This window comes from Streptomyces sp. V1I1 (assembly GCF_030817355.1).
GTDB lineage: Bacteria > Actinomycetota > Actinomycetes > Streptomycetales > Streptomycetaceae > Streptomyces.
Genome location: NZ_JAUSZH010000001.1, coordinates 8,183,195 through 8,197,893, shown reverse-complemented (window position 1 = coordinate 8,197,893; position 14,699 = coordinate 8,183,195). Strand labels below are relative to the sequence as shown.

At 68.1% G+C, this 14,699-nt stretch carries 15 protein-coding genes; 3 read left to right on the top strand and 12 right to left on the bottom strand.

Features of this window, described 5'->3' with window-relative positions; genetic code table 11:
• Positions 1-146 precede the first annotated feature (146 nt).
• Complete coding sequence (locus QFZ67_RS38350) at positions 147-383, top strand: hypothetical protein (protein WP_307665622.1); 237 nt, start codon at positions 147-149, stop codon at positions 381-383.
• A 219-nt stretch (positions 384-602) separates the two neighbouring features.
• Here QFZ67_RS38350 and QFZ67_RS38345 read toward each other — a convergent pair whose 3' ends face one another.
• Both QFZ67_RS38345 and QFZ67_RS38340 read right to left on the bottom strand, forming a co-directional pair.
• The gene (locus QFZ67_RS38345; RefSeq protein ID WP_307665621.1) at positions 603-1,724 is read right to left on the bottom strand and encodes a hypothetical protein; all 1,122 of its coding nucleotides are present in this window, start codon (positions 1,722-1,724) and stop codon (positions 603-605) included.
• A gap of 298 nt (positions 1,725-2,022) precedes the next feature.
• Positions 2,023-2,496 carry a hypothetical protein gene (locus tag QFZ67_RS38340; RefSeq protein WP_307665620.1) on the bottom strand — a complete coding sequence of 158 codons (474 nt, stop codon included), beginning with the start codon at positions 2,494-2,496 and terminating at the stop codon, positions 2,023-2,025.
• Between the two features lie 220 nt (positions 2,497-2,716).
• On the opposite strand from QFZ67_RS38340, the gene QFZ67_RS38335 reads away from it, so the two are divergent.
• Complete coding sequence (locus QFZ67_RS38335; protein ID WP_307665619.1) at positions 2,717-3,133, top strand: CBS domain-containing protein; 417 nt, start codon at positions 2,717-2,719, stop codon at positions 3,131-3,133.
• 105 nt (positions 3,134-3,238) lie between these two features.
• On the opposite strand, the gene QFZ67_RS38330 is transcribed toward QFZ67_RS38335, so the two are convergent.
• The 7 genes from QFZ67_RS38330 to QFZ67_RS38300 all read right to left on the bottom strand — a co-directional run bounded on the left by QFZ67_RS38330 (position 3,239) and on the right by QFZ67_RS38300 (position 10,045).
• A complete protein-coding gene (locus QFZ67_RS38330) occupies positions 3,239-3,589 on the bottom strand; it encodes a PRC-barrel domain containing protein (RefSeq protein ID WP_307665618.1) in 351 nt (116 codons plus the stop codon).
• Between the two features lie 447 nt (positions 3,590-4,036).
• Entirely contained in the window at positions 4,037-4,711 is a 675-nt protein-coding gene (gene phoU, locus QFZ67_RS38325; protein ID WP_307665617.1) for a phosphate signaling complex protein PhoU, read from the bottom strand.
• Positions 4,712-4,903: 192 nt separating this feature from the next.
• Positions 4,904-5,200 (bottom strand): hypothetical protein, encoded by a 297-nt coding sequence (locus QFZ67_RS38320; protein ID WP_307665616.1) that lies wholly within the window; start codon positions 5,198-5,200, stop codon positions 4,904-4,906.
• A gap of 20 nt (positions 5,201-5,220) precedes the next feature.
• Positions 5,221-6,195 (bottom strand): alpha/beta hydrolase, encoded by a 975-nt coding sequence (locus QFZ67_RS38315; RefSeq protein ID WP_307665615.1) that lies wholly within the window; start codon positions 6,193-6,195, stop codon positions 5,221-5,223.
• Between the two features lie 205 nt (positions 6,196-6,400).
• Positions 6,401-7,750 carry a carotenoid oxygenase family protein gene (locus tag QFZ67_RS38310; RefSeq protein WP_307665614.1) on the bottom strand — a complete coding sequence of 450 codons (1,350 nt, stop codon included), beginning with the start codon at positions 7,748-7,750 and terminating at the stop codon, positions 6,401-6,403.
• Entirely contained in the window at positions 7,747-9,156 is a 1,410-nt protein-coding gene (locus QFZ67_RS38305; protein ID WP_307665612.1) for an MFS transporter, read from the bottom strand. Before QFZ67_RS38305 ends, QFZ67_RS38310 begins: the two co-directional genes overlap by 4 nt.
• A gap of 688 nt (positions 9,157-9,844) precedes the next feature.
• Positions 9,845-10,045 carry an NUDIX hydrolase gene (locus tag QFZ67_RS38300; RefSeq protein ID WP_307665611.1) on the bottom strand — a complete coding sequence of 67 codons (201 nt, stop codon included), beginning with the start codon at positions 10,043-10,045 and terminating at the stop codon, positions 9,845-9,847.
• 113 nt (positions 10,046-10,158) lie between these two features.
• On the opposite strand from QFZ67_RS38300, the gene QFZ67_RS38295 reads away from it, so the two are divergent.
• Complete coding sequence (locus QFZ67_RS38295) at positions 10,159-11,145, top strand: helix-turn-helix domain-containing protein (RefSeq protein ID WP_307665610.1); 987 nt, start codon at positions 10,159-10,161, stop codon at positions 11,143-11,145.
• A 608-nt stretch (positions 11,146-11,753) separates the two neighbouring features.
• Here QFZ67_RS38295 and QFZ67_RS38290 read toward each other — a convergent pair.
• The 3 genes from QFZ67_RS38290 to QFZ67_RS38280 all read right to left on the bottom strand — a co-directional run bounded on the left by QFZ67_RS38290 (position 11,754) and on the right by QFZ67_RS38280 (position 14,683).
• On the bottom strand, positions 11,754-12,458 hold the full coding sequence (locus QFZ67_RS38290) for a GntR family transcriptional regulator (protein WP_307665609.1): 705 nt from the start codon (positions 12,456-12,458) through the stop codon (positions 11,754-11,756).
• A gap of 161 nt (positions 12,459-12,619) precedes the next feature.
• Positions 12,620-14,047, bottom strand: a complete 1,428-nt coding sequence (locus tag QFZ67_RS38285) for an MFS transporter (protein ID WP_307665608.1) — start codon at positions 14,045-14,047, stop codon at positions 12,620-12,622.
• 90 nt (positions 14,048-14,137) lie between these two features.
• On the bottom strand, positions 14,138-14,683 hold the full coding sequence (locus tag QFZ67_RS38280) for a TetR/AcrR family transcriptional regulator (RefSeq protein ID WP_307665607.1): 546 nt from the start codon (positions 14,681-14,683) through the stop codon (positions 14,138-14,140).
• Between the last annotated feature and the right edge of the window lie 16 nt (positions 14,684-14,699).

The following is a 14,699-nucleotide window of genomic DNA, read 5'->3' as shown; positions in this document are numbered from 1 at the left end:
GTCCGTCCCGACTGGCCGTACCGGGGTGAGCCCGGCGACTACCTCCTGAAGGGCGCCATGGCCTGGGAGCAGACCACCCCCACCACCGATGAGGAGTTCTACGTCCTTCAGGACCTCGGCAGGCAGGCCCTGGAGGCGGACGAGCTGTGAGCGCAGAGGTGGCATGGGGCGGGACGTGGGAGCACGCGGCATGCGGCGCGTCCGGCGAAGCGCAGTGGGACGACGAGGACACCGCCTCCTCGGATCACGACTGCGGCCGCGAGGGCGACGTCACCTGGAGCGCCGAATGGCACTGCCACGACTGCGGCGCCTCGGGTGACGACCAGTTCGACGACGACACCACGACGTACTCGACTGCGCAGAGGGCGAAGATCGGGAGGTAGCCGCATGACGCCGCGCAGAAGGCGTGTGGCTTCGTTCACGTTCAGCAGCAGCGTTTGTCGACGAGTTTCAACAGCAGTTAGCGATCAGCGCGCTCGCAGATGTTCACGGGAAATGACGGCACTGCCGTCAGTGAGCGTTGTCCATCCTCAGTCTGAGCTGGCCAGCCGAGCACGGTGCTGCGCTCGGGGCGCGATATGGGCGGTCAGCGCGTGGTGCCGCTACTGGCGGTCGATCCTCTCCGCCTTCACCTCGATGGCTGTCGCTGGGAAGGTGCGGCGGACCTCCGCGAAGAGGTGGAAGCAGTCGGTGTCATGGGTGACCGCCGCGGCGAGGAGGGCGTCAAGCGCCGCCTTGAGGGGGTCGGGAGCGGCAGCATCGAAAAGAGCGGCGAAGGCGGCGGCCTGGGGCAAGCCGGGGGTTCCGTCGTGCGACCTTGGAACGCGTGCGTCGGACAACGCGGCGTCCCGCAACCGTCGCGAGTCGTCCAGCGGCGGCGAGAAGGGCTCACCCCGGTCGAGCTCCGCCAGGCCGCGCGCTACCCAGTTGATTTCGCTGAGCCCTGCTGCCGCACAGGCTCGGTGCGCTGCCCAGCGGGCGAGCGCGCGCTGATCATCGGGACCTGTGGCGTCGATCGCGTGCACGCGTGCGGCATCAAGGCCCACGAGTCCCTTCGGATAGCCCTTGAACCTCCGGAGTTTGTCCCGGACATCCCGCAACCGGTCGCTGGGCAGGCGCCCGCCCCACGCGTCCATCTCCTGTTGCAGCTCAGCGTGTTCCTTCCCCTCGCGGGCCTGGCGCTCGGCCTCGGCTTGCTCCTCGGGAGTGGGGCCGGGGGGCTGCTCCCGCGCGAACTCGTGCCAATAGGCGGCGGCTTGGCTGGTCTCCTTGACCACACAGTCCGGGGCCGGCGGGCTCGGCCAGAATCGCAGCAGATACTCATCCACCACGGGCTCACCCACGTCGCGTACGGCGTTGTGCGCCTCGTCCATGCCCTGGCAGTAGTACCGGACCCGGTACGAGATCTCGGAGAGAGGAAGCGGATACAAGCCGCCTCCCCACTCGGCGAGCACAACCTCGTCCGATACGGGCCGGAACGACACCTCCACGATGTCCTCCCAGACGTCGGCGTCCACGGACGGCTCCGTCTCGTGCAGCTCAACGGTGATCGGGACGCAGCCGGTGTGCATTCCAGTCAGAAGAAAGAGATGGCCGGGCACCGCCCCACCGCAAAGCCCGGTCCGCTGCCCGGCGAAGGAGTTTTCGAGGTAGTGGCTTTCGTCGCTGCAGACGTAGAGCTGACCGTAGCCCACATGCACTTCGCCGCTGAAGAGTGTTCGCATAGACCAAGCGTGGCGCGTGGGTCTGACAACGAGCGGTTTCCAACAACGGCCGCACCTACACCCAGCGCGCAGCCGGATTCAGCGTCCGGACCGCCACCGCCACCGCCCACCCCATCGACCGTATCGCCACCGCCCAGCCCTTCTACTCCGGCAAACACCAGAGACACGGCATGACCAGCACCTTTCACCAAGGGCATCCCGACGCTCCCCTGGCAAGAACGGCAGTGCTGTCAAAACTCGTGAACACCACCCGACCGTGGATCGGGGTGCCTCCCAAACCCATGAACAACCGCTGTCGTTACCCGTGAACAAAGCCAGGCGTGCGACCGGCCGCGGTCGACGGGTCCAGCGCAACGAGGCGGCGAGGCTCACCGACGAACTGCTGGCCGAGCGGCACAAGGAGTGGACTTCGTCCCTGGCCCGGGCGGGGAAGCAGCACATCGCTTCCGGAGCGTCCCGGCTGTATCCGGTGGTGGAAGACGCGGCCCGCTACGGCGGGCGGGTTGCCTTTACGGTACGGGCCAAGAAGAAGGCGTTCAAGCACGATGCCGGCCGTCTGGCCGACTCCCCCGGCGTGCGGCGCAATGTCGTCAAGCGGCCCGACAGCACCGAGGAACGCTCCTACGGTCAGAACGTCGGCGGTCCCGGCTCGGGCGAGGAAGGCTTCGACGGCGTCCAGTTCAAAGCCATGGTCGACGCCGCCGGCGGGGACGTCGCCGCCGCAGTACACACATGGCTCACCGCCACCGGACGTCTCGACGGACGCTGTCATCGTGGGCCTGGAGATCCGCGCCTGGAAGCCCCGAGAATACTGAAGATGGGCGGCCAAGTTCGCGGTCAGCTATCCGCCCAGTCGAGTGAGCGCCGCCGGGTGGACGACTGGGCGATGCCGTTAGGGGGCGCTGGTGCGGGGCACCCATGGGGTTCCAGGGGCTTGTCCGCTTCAGCGGCGTGGCCCGCACCCGTAGGTGTGGAAGAAGGAGTGCTGCCGGATGACGACCGCCCGAGAGATCATGACGGCGGGCGCCGAGTGCATCGGCGCCCAGGAGACGGTGCTTGAGGCCGCGAAGAAGATGACCGAGATGGGGGTGGGTGCGCTGCCGATCTGCGGCACGGACGAGAGGCTCAAGGGCATGCTCACCGACCGCGACATTGTGGTGAAGGTCTTGGGCGCGGGCAAGGACCCTGCCGAGGTGAAGGCCGGTGACCTCGCCCAGGGCGAGGCGGTCACCATCGGCGCCGACGATGATGCCGAGGAGATCCTGCGCACCATGAGTGAGCACAAGGTCCGGCGTCTGCCCGTCATCGACGGGCACATTCTGGTCGGCATGGTCGCCCAGGCCGACGTCGCCCGTGCCCTGCCGGACCCGAAGGTCGGTGATCTCCTCCAGGCGTTGTCCACCGACTGATCGGCCCCGTGTGCGCGAGAGGGGCGGGCGAGGCGCCTCGGTAGCACGGGATGCAGGGGGACTCCCTCCTGCGGATGGAGTGCCCTGCACCGGAGTTCGCTCCTGCTACATGTGCGGCTGGCCGTAGTAGCGGCCGAACTGCTCCAGGTAGGTGGGCTCGCCGGCGTACTTGGCCTCGTCGAATTCGGGAGCGTCTTTGATCTGGTCTTTGGTCCGGTTGACGTAGACCGTTTCTGCGGCCGTGTCGATGCGCTCGATAACGCCGGCGGGCAGCAGTACGCGTTTGCCGAAGATCCAGACTCCGGTGTCGACGACCAGGTGGGAGGAGCCGACGTCTTCGGAATGCTTGTCGATCTTGCCGATGTGGCCGTCGCTGGCTTCGACCCTGTAACCGACGAGGTCGATCCCCTGCTGATATCCCGCAGTCGGTCGATAGCCCCAGATGTCTTCGCTCACAGCAGTGCCTCTCGGTGCATGACAGATACGAGAATCCGCCGCTCGTCGCCGAACATATGTCCGCAGTACCGGATCTGCCACTCGGCCAGTGCGCAGCCGTCGGCCCTCCCGTGGGGAGGCCGGGAGGGACGGGCGCGGCCCCGCCCAGTGACAGCACACAGGCGGGGCCAGGGGTGGTGGTGGGGCCTCCGCCCGGGGGCTGGAGGATCACCGCCGTCACAGCATTGCACTGGATTCAGTCACACAACAGGGTCGTGACTTGAATTAGTCGCGGGGGTCCCGGGTTGATGCCTGGAGTGCAGCTGCCTGCTCAGAGGCCGATGAGCTTGTGCAGGACCGGCGCACTGACGCCCATGCCTGTCACGCCTGCGAGCAGGGCGCCGGAATTGTTGTCAGCGCTCAAATAGGAGATTCGACCGCTGCGCTCGTGTCCAAGGGCCGGAGTGATCACGCAGGCGCGGGCGGATCCGTGGCCAGTTCGTCCGCGTACTTGCCCGTGACCAGGTAGACCACGCGGCGGGCCACCGAGACGGCATGGTCGGCGAAACGCTCGTAATAGCGGCCGGCCAACGTGACGTCCACGGCCGTTTCCACACCATGCTGCCACCGGTCGTCCATCAGGTGCTCGAAGATCATGCGGTGCAGCTCGTCCATACGGTCGTCGTCCTTCTCCAGCTGCAGCGCAGCGTCGACGTCCGGGGTGATGAGCACTTCGGCGGCCTTCGCCATCAGACTCTGCGCAAGCTGGCCCATCTCCAAAATGGTGCGCCGCAGATCGCCTGGCACCGCATGTTCGGGGTGGCGAAGCCGGGCCAGCTTGGCCACGTGCTGGGCAAGATCACCACAGCGCTCCAGATCCGCGCTCATGCGCAGCGAGGTGACCACGAGGCGCAGATCGGTGGCGACCGGCTGCTGCCGCGCCAGCAGCGCGATCGCCCGGTGCTCCAGATCCCGCTGCAGAGCATCGACCGTGACATCGGCCGCGATCACGCTCTCCGCGAGCTGTAGATCCGCATCGAGTAGAGCGCTGGTGGCCCGGCCCATGGCCGAACCGGCCAGGTGTGCCATTTCCACCAGACTGTCTCTGATCGAGGCTAGCTCCTCGTGATAGGCCGCCCGCATAGGTTCCTCACCTTCCAGTCCCTGCTCCGCCAGTCTCCACCGGGTGCCAGACGCACACACTTCGCGCAGCCTTCACGGCCTTTCCCACCCCGGCAGACTGCTGCCCAAGTGACGTCAAACTCATCGATGTTGATCTAGTGAACGCCCCCACGCCTCCCGAAGAAACAGACACAGCCACCATTGGCGGACTGCCTACGGCTCGAGGTAGCTCTCGGCCACGCTGTCGTCGATCTGGTATCTGATGCCCCTGGTCTGGCCGACGGGTGCTTCGGGGTCGACCAAGTCGACGGCACACGCAGTTGACCCGGATGGCCTGGGTCGCGGTGAGATCGTCACGAACTGGCCGGTTTCCACGGCATGCCCACCGGCACCGAAGCGGAGGTAGTTGACCGGCGTCTGCGGGTTCATCACCGAGGACACTGCACAGCGCTGCCGCCCGTCGCCGCCGAACGGAGGCCGTCGTCGGCGGCGACGGGCGGAGCGGACCATGGCTCCCCTGCTGGCCGGTGTCAGCCTTGGTGCAGGGCGGTGCGCAGGGTGGCGGTGGCCTGGTTGATGGCGGCTTCGGCGGCGTGGGTGTCGCGCAGGGCGTTGAGCATGACGAAGTCGTGGATGATGCCCTGGTAGCGAACCGCCGTGACGGGGACGCCGGCTTGGCGAAGCTTGTTGGCGTAGGCCTCGCCCTCGTCACGCAGGACGTCGGCCTCTGCGGTTATGACCAAGGCCGGGGGAAGTCCGGTGAGCTGGTCGGTGGTGGCACGCAGCGGGCTGGCGGTGATCTGGGCGCGTTCGGCTTCGTCGGTGGTGTACTGGTCCCAGAACCACTGCATGGCGTCGCGGCGCAGGAAGTAGCCCTCGGCGAACTGGTGGTAGGAGCCGGTGTCGAAGGCGGCGTCGGTGACGGGGTAGAACAGCACCTGTTGGACCAGTGGTACGTCTCCGCGCTCCTTCGCCATCAGGGTCAGAGCCGCAGCCATGTTGCCGCCGACGGAGTCTCCGGCCACGGCGATCCGGGAGGCGTCCAGGCCCTTGCCGGCCCCGTCGGCCACGATCCACCGGGCGACCGCGTAGTTCTGCTCGACGGCCACCGGGTAGCGGGCCTCGGGCGACAGGTCGTACTCGGGAAAGACCACTGCCGCACAGGCACCGATGGCGAGTTCGCGCACCAGCCGGTCGTGAGTGTGGGCGTTGCCGAACACCCAGCCTGCGCCGTGGATGTAAATGATGACCGGCAGGTCTCCGGTGGCACCGGCGGGCCTGACGATACGGACCTCGACAGTGCCGGTCGGGCCGCCCTGGACAGTGACCCACTCCTCGGCCACCTCGGGCTTGGCGATCGGGCCGGCCTGTACTTCGTCGACGGCCTTGCGGCCATCGGCCGGAGCGAGGTCGAACAGGAAGGGCGGGTTGGCGGTGGCACCAGCGAACTCGGCGGCGGCCGGTTCGAGCACGGGCCGGTCAACTGCAGCGATCGAATGAGACATGAGACTTCTCCTCGCGTTTGTCATTGACTCTGATGGAAGTGGATCTGCGGACCAGGGGACCGGCCGTTGAAGGACGGGGCGTCGAACTTGCGGCCGCGGCCGTCGCCGCAATGGCCAGCGTCAAGTCGGCGATGAACAGGGGTTCGAACATGGGTGTGGCCTCCTGGTCACGTGCGCTGTGTGGGCGTTCCTGGCCGCATCCGGGTCAGAGCGCGCTGTCGGGAACCCAGGAGCCGTGGATGCCGGCCGGGACCCGGCGGGGGAGGTGCACGGTGGCGACCGGCGTGCGAGCGGGATCGGTGGCGTCCAGTACGAGCAACTGGGAGGCGTCGGCACCGAGGTCGCTGACCACGGTCAGCAGGTAGCCGTCGTCCTCGGCGGTGGCCCCGGCTGCGGGCACGAAGACTGCCTCGCTCAGCAGGCGTCCCTCGCCCATCGGAAGGATCTGCCGACCGCCGGTGTCCCAGTCGTACTTCACGACGCCGTGCGCACCGCCACCACGGTCGTCGGGGAAGGAGATCGCGTACTGGTAGCGGTGTTGCCGCCCCAAACGCTCGTCATTGATGGTGGGGAACTCCACGACGAGATCGTCGATTTCCTGCTCACTGGCTATCCCGGCCACCAGATCGACGGTCCAGCGCCGGGTGGTGGAACCCGAGGTGAGCTCGGCGCCCCGGTCGGGCGCGCCCACCCACCAGTTCCAGGACAGCCGCCATCCGTCGCGATCCACCGACGGGCCCTCGATGACGAGCCGCCCGCGCTCGTCCTCGTAGGCGTTGGCGTAGTGCAGCGCGTAGCCGGGATCGACGTCGAACCAGCGGATCTGCGCCCCGCCGCCCACGCCGCGCGGCATCACCCCGATGCGCGCCCGCTGCGTGTCGCTCCAGCTGTAGGGGATGCCGGAGGTCTCGGTGTGGTCGAAGGTGACGGACCCCTCCAGGAACACCACGTGGTTCTCGGTGATGGCGAAGTCGTGCTTCAGCGCGGCCGAGGCGTCCGCGACCTCCTCGCTGAACAGGATCTCGCCCCGCTCCGAGGCCAGGTGGTAGGTGAGGTACGGGGGAAAGGGCGAGGAGCCGAAGAAATGCAGCTCGCCGGTGTCCGGATCCTGCTTGGGGTGTGCGGTCATCATGGTCTTCAGCGCTCCGCCGAAGTCGTAGGCGCCGACGGTTTCCAGTTCCCGGGTCAGCTCGAAGGGATAGTTGGCCTCGCACAGCGCCAGCAGCCGCCCGGCATGCTCGATCACATGGGTGCCTGCGACGCTGGCGGTCAGATCGGGGCCGTGCTCGGTCATGTACGGCGCGCCGTCCAGGGCCGGGGTGCGCACCCAGCGGTTGCGGTACCACTCGGCCCGCCCTTCCCGCAGCCGGATGCCGTGGACCATGCCGCTGCCCTTGAACCAGTGTGTTGGCGTGACCCCTGGCTCGGGATTGTGGCTGTTGCGAATGAGCCGGCCGGTGAGCTCCGGGGGCAAGGCGCCCTCTACGGTGAGCTCACGGGAGGTGAGCTCGTCGACGACCGGGGTGAAATGCCCTGTCAGGTACGGCTTGTTCACGGCAGGATGCCTTTCATGAGGTGGTGGCCCGCTGCACGCGAGCGCTCGAGATGGCGGTGAGCCCTGCGGCGAGCACCGTGACGAATGCAGCCGCGAGGAAGGCGTAGCGGTAGCCGGTTTGCGAGGGCCCCTGGTGTGTCCCCTGCTGTGGCGAGGGCGGCGACGGCGGTGAACAGGGCCAGCCCCAGGGCGCCCCCGACCTGGCGGGTGGTGTTGATCAGCCCGCTGGCCACGCCTGCTCTTCCGACGGACACCCCGGTCACGCCGAGCGCGGTCAGCGGCACGAACGCCAGCCCCAGCCCGCTGCCGATGAGGAGCGAGGGGCCCAGCAGATCGCGCACGAACGTACCGTCGAGGGGGACGCGGGCCAGCCAGGTGAGTCCGGCCGCCAGCACGAGCAGCCCCGGAACGAGCGTGCCACCGACTCTGCCGGCCACCACGGGGGCGGCCATGAGGGCGAGCGCCAGCGGAAGTTGGGTGAGCCCTGCGGCCAGGGGGGAGTAACCCAGGACGCGCTGCTGGTACAGCGGCAGGAAGAAGAAGGTGCCGACCCACACCATGCCCAGCAGCAGCATGATGAGGTTGCCCTTGCCGACGGAGGCCGTACGCAGCAGGCCCGGCGGGACCAGAGGGTCGGCCACCTGCCGCTCGATCAGTACGAACGCGGCGAGCAGCGCCGCCCCCGCCAGGAGCGGCACGAGGGTCTGCGAGGAGGCCCATCCGTTCCTTCCCGCGCCGCTGAGGCCGTAGACGAGCGCGAGCAGGCCGAACGTGGCCGTGACCGTCCCCGGCAGGTCCAGCCTGCCGCCCCGCCCCAGCCCGTCGGCGGGGACCAGGAGCGGCGCGGCGACCAGGGCGAGCAGGCCGACGGGGACGCTCACCGCGAAGACCGACCACCAGCCCAGCGCCTCGGTGAGCGTCCCGCCCAGCAGGACACCGGCCGCGCCGCCGGCGGCCGACACCGCGCCCCAGACGCCCAGCGCCCTGGCCCTTTCCGGCCCGGACGGATAGAGGGCCAGCGTGATCGCCAGGGCCGCCGGTGAGAGCGTCGCGGCCCCCACTCCCTGGACGGCACGCGCCGCGATCAGCAGCCCGGCGCCGGAGGCGACGACGGCCAGCAAGGAACCGGTGGTGAACAGCACCAGCCCGGTGACGAGAGTGCGGCGGCGGCCGTAGAGGTCCGCCAGCCGGCCGCCGGCCAGCAGCAGCGCGCCGAACGCCACCAGGTAGGCGTTGACGATCCAAGCCGGCCCCGAGGACGAGAGAGCGAGATCGTCACTGATGGCGGGGAGCGCCACGTTGACGATCGAGGTGTTCAGCACGACGAGGAACTGCGAGGCCGCCAGGAGGCCGAGCGCGGCGCCGCGTGCTCCGTACCGGGGGGTGACGCCGTGGGTGCCGGGCACGTGATCCTCCTTGAGATAGCCGTTCGAACGGTTCTGAGCCTGAGGGGCCAAGTCCTGGCACCCGTTGGAGCGGACGCCAAGGCGACCCAGTGCCGGGGGCGCCTGGACATGCCGGCTCGGATGATGCCTGGTTCTCGGGGTGGGAGAAGCACAGCTTCTCGGTTACGGAGTAGCGTCGCGACTGCTCGGCCTCGGCCTTCCGAAATGGCTCGGCGAACTGTTCCTGTACGGGCGTAGGTCGCCGTTCCCGGCGGTTTCGTGCCGTACAAGCGCCCGGTGCTCCTCACCTGGCGGACCATGCGCCGAATCGGCGATTTCGGTTGGTGACTCTTGCGATGCGGAACGGATGACTACGCTACGAGCGCTGACTGGGCCCAATTGACCAGGAGTGCACAGCCAGTACGCTCGCAGTGCACTGTTCAGGTCTCCCGGCCGACGCCTTCCGACTCGTCCACCCGGAAGAGAGCGACTGTGCGGAGCGGTCAGTGCCCGAGCCTTTCCCCCGAGGCAGCACCGGCCCCGTGCACCGGGCCCGCTCCCTCTCGGCGGGCGTCCGGGAGACCGTGAAGATCCTCAGCGGTGGCGCGCACGCCTCGGCTGGGTCTGCCCTGGCTCCGATCAATTCCATCCACCGCATGCGGCTCACCGGTGCCGAGTATCCTGAGTCTCACTGAGATCGCGAGCCATCTCACCCACTTTCCAGACAAAGACGGGGGCAGCTGCTTCCGGGTTTCGGTGTACCTCTTGGATGCACGGTTCTCTGCAGCCCGGTTTCCTCTGCCAGTTCACGCTGCGCGCACGCGGCCAGCGACTCGTCCGATTCGGGATAGCCGCCGGGCAACACCCAATCACCGGCGGGCGCTTCGATGTCCCGGCTGCTGAGTGCCATCGACGGCCGGGAGTCACCGGTCCCCGGCATCCAACCCGGGCACGGAACTGGAAGCCGCCCGTCATGAGATGGCCATACTCAGATGCCTTGCCAATGACATTTGAGGTAATAGTATGAGCCTGATGATCAATGGTGTGGTATCGACTAACACACTGCCGGTGGATGAGCAGCTCGACTACTGGCATGACGTCGTCTGCGCCACTTTCGTCCGGCTGAACGTCTCAGCCCGCGCTACCGGCCCGTTCTCCGGATCCCTCGCGACTCACCAGTTGGGATGCTTGCGGTTTTCCGTCGTCGACGCGGATCCCCAGTGCGTGACGCGGACTACTCGTCTGATCGCCACCGGCGAGGAGTACGTACATGTCGGGCTGCAGTGCAAGGGCGAGGCCGTGGTGGAGCAGGACGGACGGCAGGCGCTGCTGCGACCTGGTGACCTCGCTTTTTACGACACGACCCGCCCCTACCTGCTCGGCTTCCGCGAGCGCTTCGAGATGAAGGTCTTCATGCTGCCGCGTCAACTGCTCGGCCTGCCGGAGGCCGACCTTCGGAACGTGAGCGCCGTGGCCGTACGGGGCGACGAGGGGCTGGGACGTCTGGTTGCCCCGTTCCTCGACCGTCTCGCCGGGCAGAGCGGATCATACGGAGAGGCGGATGGCTCACGGGTGGCCGCCAGCGCCGTGTGTCTTCTGGAGGCCGTGGCTGCGGAGCGGTGCGCGCCGGATGAGCGGCTCGCGGAGACCGCCCAGCGGTCGCTGCCCCTGCGCATCCGCGCCTTCATCAACCAGCACCTGCCCGATCCGGACCTCTCTCCGGAGTCGATCGCCCGCGCTCATCACATCTCGGTGCGGTACCTCCACAAGCTCTTCGAGTGCGAAGGGACGACCGTGCACCGGTGGATCCAGGTGCGCCGGCTGGAGGAGGCCCGGCACGAACTAGGCAGGCCGGGCCGGGCGGCCGCCACGATCGCGTCTATTGGGCACCGCTGGGGATTCGCCGACCCCGCCCACTTCAGCCGCTCGTTCCGCGCGGTGTATGGCATGACCCCGCGCGAATGGCGGGAACTCAGCAGAGCGGGACACGAGGGTGGAAATTCCGGCTGACCGTGACGCGTAGGCGCCGGGCGTGCATGTTTGCACCGCACCGGATGATCACGCCGTCGCAGCGGCACCCGCCGCCGTCGTCAGTCGTCGGCAGCCAGCGCCTCCGGCCGGGCAGGACCCGGACACGGAGGTGATGGCTCTCTGTATCGCGAGGTGCACAGTCCGGCAGGTGACATGCCGGTTCGTGATCCTCAATCTCGGCGATCTCCATGTCGCAGGCGCCATCGGCCACCCGACCGCACTGACCGCTCACCACAAGGTGCTGATCTTCCGTGCCCCGGCCGAGGCCGCCTTAACCGCGGCCCTGTCACCACCAGAGCCTTCCCGCCTGGAGCGCGGTGCACCGACACAGGCGGGCGGGGACGAGCTTGCTGTGGGAGCGCGCCGCATGACCACGCCGTACTTCGCCGACGACGCGGCCACGCTCTGCACCGGAGACGCAGTGGAGGTCCTCAGCGAACTCCCTGACGGCGGCGCCGACTTGGTGGTCATCTCGCCCCGTACTGGGGACTGCGCGACTACGGCACCGCCCGGTGGCGTGGTGGCGACCCCGCGTGCGTACATTCGACCGGGCGGGACACCGTCAGCCTCGCCGGGTCGAACCGCCGTCAGGAATCGGTCGTGTCGTCGGGGAGTGTGCTCTCAAGCGCTCGCAGTGTCTTCTCCAGGTGTCCGTTGGAGACACTGACCGCCAGTTCCGTGTCGCGCGCCTCGAAGGCTTCCAGGAGCTGGGTGTGCTCGGCGTTGCTCTCCGCCCTGCTGCGCGCTCCCTGTTTGAGTCCGAGCGCGATCTGAGCCGTCGCGGAATCGGCAAGGCTGCTGATGATGGAGAGAAGGCGGGGTGATCGGGCCGCGCGGTACAGCACCAGGTGGAACTCGCGGTTGAGACGGATCCAGTCGCCCACTTCCGGCGTCTCTTCCATGGATTGTGCCAACGACCGTGCCTGTCGCAGCTCTTCGGCGGTGATGCCGGGCACCGCCTTGCGGGTGGCGAGCGGATTCAGCGTGGAGAGCAGCTCGTACACCTCCCGGATCTCCTCCAGAGACGGAGCGAGAACCACCGCGCCGCGATAGGAGTCGAATCGGATCAGCCCCTCCGTCGCGAGTTGGCGCATCGCCTCACGTACGGGCGTGATGCTGACCCCGAGACGCGCAGCCAGATCGGTCTGGACGAGACGGGCTCCGCCCGCCAGGTCGCCGCTCAGAATGGCGCTGCGGAGAGCTTCCGCCACCGACTCATGGGCGGTCTTCTGGCCCACATTGCTCAAGGCTGCGTGCCGAAGAGCGTCAGCGGGGGCGTCGGAAGCAGTCATGCCCTGGATCCTACATTGTGCAGACTCTCGGAAAGCCGACGTCTCCCGCCTTCGCGCGATACGGGAATCCGCCGCCGTGGCCGACCCGGGCCACGGAAACGGCACCGCGCCGCAGTACATACTGCGGCGCGGTGCCGTGCCATTGGCAGAGGCAGGCGGTCTCAGACTGAGACGCGGGGAGCGGCCACCTCGGTGTCCGCGGGTGTGGCTTCCACAGCCCGGGGGCGCCGCAGGGTGAGGGCGATGCCGACGCCGAGCAGGGTGAGGGCCGCGGCGGCGAACCCGGCGACCCGGAGACCGGGGACGAGCGCCGGACCGGTGGAGACCTCGACGCCTGCGTTGGCTACGGCGACCAGGATGGCGAGGCCGACAGCTCCACCGATCTGCTGCGTCGTCGATGCCATGGCGGAGGCGATGCCCTGATGCGATGCGTCGACTCCGCTGGCGGCCGCGGCGAACATCGCGGTCCAGGCGATGCCCTGGCCGAGGCTGATCAGGACGACGCCGGGCAGCAGCACCGCGTAGCCGCCGGTGGGTGACATGGCGAGGGCCAGCAGAATCATGCCCCCGGTTCCGAGAAGCAGACCGGTCACGATCGTCGTGCGGACACCGGACCGGCCGAGCAGCTTCTCGCTCACCTTGGTGCCGACCATGCCCATGACGGCGGAGGGCAGGAAGGCCATGCCGGTGGGCATGGCGCTGTAGCCATGCACGTTCTGGAGGTAGACGGTGAAGAAGTAGTACTGGGCGCCGAAGGTGCCCATGAAGATGAAGGTGATGCCCATGGCGGCGACCAGGCTGCGGTTGCGGAACAACCTGAGCGGCATCAGCGGGTGGGCCGTGCGGGACTCGATGAGCAGGAAGATCCCGATGAGAAGCACACCGGCGATGAGCGCGATCAACGTCTGAGGAGTGCTCCATCCTGCCTCGGGGCCCTGGACGATGCCGAAGACCAGAGCGGTAAATCCCACGGTGGCGGTCAGCGCGCCGGCCAGGTCGAAGCTGCGGCCGCGCTCACGCTGGGCGTCCTTGGCGATGATGGCGAACGATGCGGCCGCGGCGCCGAGAGCCAGCGGAACGTTGACGTAGAAGACGGATTCCCAGCCGAGGTAGTTGGTCAGCACGCCGCCGAGAAGGGATCCGAGGGCCAGGCCAACGGCGCCGGCGCCGCCCCAGATCGCCAGGGCCTTGTTGCGCGAGGCGCCCTCTTCGAAGGTCGTGTTGATGAGGGAGAGCGTCGCGGGGAGCAGAAGGGCTCCGCCCAGGCCCTGGACGGCGCGGGCGGCCACGAGCAGACCGGGCTCGGTCGCGAGGCCGCCGACCAGTGAGGACGCCGCGTAAAGGGACAGGGCCGTGGCGAACATGCGGCGCTGGCCGAGCAGGTCGGCCGCTCGTCCGCCCAGCAGGAGGAAGCCGCCGAAGGCGACGGCGTAGGCGCTGATTACCCACTGGAGGCTGTGGGCATCGAAGCCGACCTCGCGACCGATCTCCGGGAGCGCGACGTAGACGATGTTGTAGTCGATGGCACTGATGAACTGCGCGAATGCGAGGAGGCCCAGCAGGAGCCCTGTTCCGCGTCGAGAAGTCATGGGAGCGACACTTTCTGAATGTAAGCGGTTGACCGCTTACTATGAGGTTGAAAGAAGGGGCCGCCAGAGCGGCCCGGGGGAACGACTTCGCTAGGAGCGCAGGGTGCGCGCCCAGGGAGCGTCGACGGTGTCGGCGCCGACGGCGAAGACGACGTTGCTGAGCAGCGCATCCGCGAAGTGGCGTCGCAGTTGTTCGTCAGAGGCGCCGGATGCCGCTCTGACGTATTCGATCTGCTTGGCGTAGCAGGTGCGAACGGCTTCACCGATGGCCGGCTCGCTCGCGCTGCAGTTGCCGTGCATGAGGATCATGAGAACGTCCCGGTCCGCGATGACGTCGTTGTACGCAGCCGCGAGAGCCTTGAGGATCACCTCGGGATCGGTGCTCTCGACCGATGCGACTGTGGTGGCGGCGGCCTCCCGCAGGCGCATCGAGCAGTAACCGATCAGGGCCGCGAACAGCGCTTCCTTGTCCGGGAACAAGCGGTACAGGTAACCCTGTGAGATGCCCGCGGCCTTGGCCACGTCCATCGTCGAGGTTCCGTAGTACCCGCGTTCCGCGAAAGCTCTGATCGCGGTACGCATCACCGTGTCCCGGCGTTCCTCGGCGGTTGAGCGCTGCCGTGTTCTCGTACTCATGGAAGTAATTAACCAC